At 36.4% G+C, this 4,329-nt stretch carries 6 protein-coding genes and 2 pseudogenes; all 8 read right to left on the bottom strand.

Features of this window, described 5'->3' with window-relative positions:
* Positions 1 to 127 (bottom strand): annotated as a pseudogene (locus QL998_RS20320) (IS5/IS1182 family transposase); the annotation flags it as partial.
* Positions 128 to 371: 244 nt separating this feature from the next.
* Entirely contained in the window at positions 372 to 620 is a 249-nt protein-coding gene (locus QL998_RS20315) for a DUF3297 family protein (protein WP_002963088.1), read from the bottom strand.
* A gap of 231 nt (positions 621 to 851) precedes the next feature.
* Positions 852 to 1,061 (bottom strand): cold-shock protein, encoded by a 210-nt coding sequence (locus QL998_RS20310; RefSeq protein WP_007580429.1) that lies wholly within the window; start codon positions 1,059 to 1,061, stop codon positions 852 to 854.
* Between the two features lie 186 nt (positions 1,062 to 1,247).
* Complete coding sequence (locus QL998_RS20305) at positions 1,248 to 1,457, bottom strand: cold-shock protein (RefSeq protein ID WP_010554515.1); 210 nt, start codon at positions 1,455 to 1,457, stop codon at positions 1,248 to 1,250.
* Between the two features lie 186 nt (positions 1,458 to 1,643).
* Positions 1,644 to 1,853, bottom strand: coding sequence for a cold-shock protein (locus QL998_RS20300; RefSeq protein ID WP_010554515.1), 210 nt, complete (start codon positions 1,851 to 1,853; stop codon positions 1,644 to 1,646).
* A gap of 185 nt (positions 1,854 to 2,038) precedes the next feature.
* A complete protein-coding gene (locus tag QL998_RS20295; protein WP_024595869.1) occupies positions 2,039 to 2,248 on the bottom strand; it encodes a cold-shock protein in 210 nt (69 codons plus the stop codon).
* Positions 2,249 to 2,673: 425 nt separating this feature from the next.
* Positions 2,674 to 2,790 (bottom strand): annotated as a pseudogene (locus QL998_RS20290) (putative sulfate exporter family transporter); the annotation flags it as partial.
* Positions 2,791 to 3,031: 241 nt separating this feature from the next.
* Positions 3,032 to 3,781, bottom strand: coding sequence for a GntR family transcriptional regulator (locus QL998_RS20285; protein ID WP_024605245.1), 750 nt, complete (start codon positions 3,779 to 3,781; stop codon positions 3,032 to 3,034).
* Positions 3,782 to 4,329: the final 548 nt, after the last annotated feature.

Genomic DNA, 4,329 nt, shown 5'->3' with positions numbered 1-4,329 from the left:
TGCGCATCTTATACAGTATGCCTTCGAGCGTTTTTCTATGGTCGGGCTTATTATAAATTCGACCACTTAAGTACATTACTTTTGATAAGACATTCCATGTCCCGTCTGTTAACATTAATCTTGGCATGTAGGTTCGGTGTAAAGTTTTCTGGCGAATTCAATTATACCTTATCTTCATGCTGTTTGTTTTTCATACCACAAAGATCAACACGCCCTAATAGTAAACGGAAATAATACTTTATTAAATGAGTCGGTATTAAATTTGATGTTAATGGGTAAATAAATACCCATATTTACTAAGTAATTTACCTAGAAATATTGGGTATTTTAATAATTTTTACTCAGTTAATTTTATAAGTAATATATTTAGCTTACTTATAAAAGGCTTCAACAGTGCCTTTTCTTGTAAGTAAAAGCGGTTGTCCGCGACGATCAAGGCCTTTTGGAGATGCAAACTTTATCCAACCTTCGCTGATGCAGTACTCTTCAACATCAAAACGCTCTTTGCCGTTGAACGTGATACCAATATCGTGTTCAAAAACTTCTTCCACATGATGTGGGCTGCGTGGGTTAATAGAAAGGCGATCTGGTAAAGCAGGTTTTGCGGTAGTGTCGTTCATGGTCATATTCTATATTGAATGAAGTATGCGCTATTGTAGGCAATACAAAGCTTTCGCTCAAGAGAGATAGTAGTAAATGTGTTTAAAAATGCACTAATTAATGAGTTGCGGATGCAAATGAGATGGCGCTTGGAAAATATGTATAGAAGGGGATTTTGACGATATTTTACTAAAAACTATATAGATAAGTATATTAATGGGCTATTGCTAACCCATTAAATTGTGTAGCAGTTAGATGCTAACAATGTTCTCGGCTTGTGGGCCTTTTTGACCTTGAGTAACAGTAAACTGTACACGCTGGCCTTCAGCTAAAGTTTTAAAACCGTCGCCAGAGATTGCGCTGAAATGTGCGAACACGTCTGCGCCAGATTCTTGCTCGATAAAACCAAAACCTTTTGCTTCGTTAAACCATTTTACTGAACCAGTAGTTGTATTAGACATAATATGTATCCTAAAAAATTAATATAAGTGTGCCTGAAAAGAGGCGATTGAGCCGGAAAAAATAGTTAACTTGAGGATATCGCGTGGGATTATTACTAAAACAACTCGGTACTAACAAATAAAACAAAACTTCTTTCAAACTAGTATTCAAAATGGGTTATTGTTAACCCATTTTAACGAAAGCAATTAGATGCTAACGATGTTTTCAGCTTGTGGACCTTTTTGACCTTGTGTAACAGTAAACTGTACACGTTGGCCTTCAGCTAAAGTTTTAAAACCGTCGCCAGAGATTGCGCTAAAATGTGCAAAAACGTCTGCGCCAGATTCTTGCTCGATGAAACCAAAACCTTTTGCTTCGTTAAACCATTTTACTGAACCAGTAGTTGTAGTAGACATAATATGTATCCTAAAAAATTAATATAAGTGTGCCTGAAAAGAGGCGATTGAGCCGGAAAAAATAGTTAACTTGAGGATATCGCGTGGGATTATTACTAAAACAACGCGGTACTAACAAATAAAACAAAACTTCTTTCAAACTAGTATTCAAAATGGGTTATTGTTAACCCATTTTAACGAAAGCAATTAGATGCTAACAATGTTTTCGGCTTGTGGGCCTTTTTGACCTTGAGTAACAGTAAACTGTACACGTTGGCCTTCAGCTAAAGTTTTAAAACCGTCGCCAGAGATTGCGCTAAAATGTGCAAAAACGTCTGCGCCAGATTCTTGCTCGATGAAACCAAAACCTTTTGCTTCGTTAAACCATTTTACTGAACCAGTAGTTGTAGTAGACATAATATGTATCCTAAAAAATTAATATAAGTGTGCCTGAAAAGAGGCGATTGAGCCGGAAAAAATAGTTAACTTGAGGATATCGCGTGGAATTATTACTAAAACAACGGGGTACTAACAAATAAAACAGAACTTCTTTCAAACTAGTATTCAAAATGGGTTATTGCTAACCCATTTTACGAAAGCAATTAGATGCTAACAATGTTCTCGGCTTGTGGGCCTTTTTGACCTTGAGTAACAGTAAACTGTACACGTTGGCCTTCAGCTAGAGTTTTGAAACCGTCGCCAGAGATTGCGCTGAAATGTGCGAAAACATCAGGACCAGATTCTTGCTCGATGAAACCAAAACCTTTTGCTTCGTTGAAAAATTTAACTGTACCAGTTGTAGTTGTAGACATAATAGTATCCTAAGGATTAATAAAAGTGCGCCTTAAATTAGGCAATTTAACAGGAAGAAAACATACATTTAACTGAGGATAGCGCGAAGGATTATTACTAAAACAACGTGGTACTTACAAATAAATAGGGTTTTCTGTCAACCCGATGGCAAGCAGGATAACAGTAAATTAAGTTATATACCAAGCCCTATTGTAAATTTATTTTAGAGTAAGTGCTTTATTTGTTTGTTTGTTTTTTAACTAATTAGTTATAATTAATATGATATTTTATACTTTTAAAATAAAGGTAAGCTTTGTTGAATCAATGCGTTAAGCCTATTTTTACGCTCAATTTTAGAGTAGACAAAATACAGCTTTTAATTGGTTGAAACATGACCTAATTACCTACTAAATTTTTTGAGATATACCCTAAATAATGTAATTCTTTAGCTCCAAATTACAAATCCAAGTATTAATAATGCAATCCAAAGTGTTTCAGCAACAATTAAAATAATGGGTTTCATACCTACTTCGGTAAGTTTTCCTAAATTAGTTTTCATACCGTTTGTACACAATATTATTACTCTAAGTTTAATAAATAGAATCCTACTGGAAGGAGGGTACTTAATTATTTCAATAGGAATTTATCTCGAAGATGCGTTATGTAATAAGTGAATCATGCTGCGTTTAAAGCAAAGCGGCTGATTAGTGGATGGACAGCCAGCAGAAAGGTATCAAGGTAAGGCTTGCTGTCTTTTAAAAATACGCGCTAGGATTGCTAAGTAGTAGTTTAAGTACGTTTAACTAGTCGAGTTCAATTTGGTAATGATAGTGATCGCTACGGCATTTACTTAGGCGGTATTCAATACGTTTACCTTCGATTGATTCGGTAATGCGCGATACTAACAGCAGTGGATCGCCAGCTTTTATAGCAAGCATTTTTGCATCATCTATTGTAGCAAGTACGGCTTTAATACTGTCTTGGGTTTTGTGTACTGTTTGGTTAAATTTACTCTGATAATAATGATAGAGTGTGTGCGGTATATCACTACTTTTATGTATATCAGGAAAGTAGCTTTGCGGTAGGTATATAGTTTCGCTCATGCAAAATTTGTTATCGAGAATACGTCTACGGACAAGCTTGGTAACTTTGTCTTTTTTATTGAGTTGTAACGCTTCTATTACTTCAACTGGCGCTGCACAAAGCTCAACTGATAGCAGTTCTGCCTTTGGTGAGTTGTCACTTTTGCCGTCGGCTTGTAGCGGAAAAAACCTAAATAAGGCATCTTGCGAGGTATGCTCTGATACAAATGTACCAACGCCTTGGCGACGAGTTACTATCTTATTGTCGGTTAATAAATTAAGCGCTTTACGAACAGTACCTTGGCTTACGTTAAATTCTTCAGCAAGGCGAAATTCGCTTGGTAGTGCTTCGCCGGGCAACCAATGTCGTTTAACAATGAGTTGTTTTATACTATCAGCGACTTGTAAGTAGAGTGGTTGAAAATCCAAGCTTGGGCTACTTAATTTGTGATCAAACATAGAGTTACTCATTGTTATTTACCATTAAATTTAATCCACTTGTAGTTATATCATAGGTGAAGCCTTTTACGCATATTTGCGTTTCTTGATTAAACGTGAGCTACCGCAGTAATTTCTTATTGAGGCAAACTGCATATTATGTTTAAAAATCGTCCTTGTTCATTTCAATCTCAGGTGGAGTAAGCACATTACTTGATGGGTTGTTTTTTCACTGGATTTGCCACTGGTTTTTCAGTGTTATAAATACAATTACTCGATTAAATTTACCCGTAGTACCGGTGATATCACTTACACTAAAGCTTAAATTGTGTCCGGTAAAGGTAGTTATGGTTTCATGTACAGGCGCTCTGGGTTAGGTATAGCATTTTCGCCAGATTTTAAATAACTCCCTCAATAATTTCCCTTAAAAGCGCAACGTTTAACACGTTGCGCTTTTTTTGTTTGCCCAGCGAAGCTGGCAAACCCGATAGGCTGAAAGATGCCTTATCACCCTGACTAAGGGGAAGATAATCTGAATGGCAAGGGCGTCACTGGCCAACGGTGGGGTCTGAAGGAAGCCA

This window comes from Pseudoalteromonas sp. APC 3691, assembly GCF_030408135.1.
GTDB lineage: Bacteria > Pseudomonadota > Gammaproteobacteria > Enterobacterales > Alteromonadaceae > Pseudoalteromonas.
This window is presented reverse-complemented; position numbering and strand designations above follow the sequence as displayed.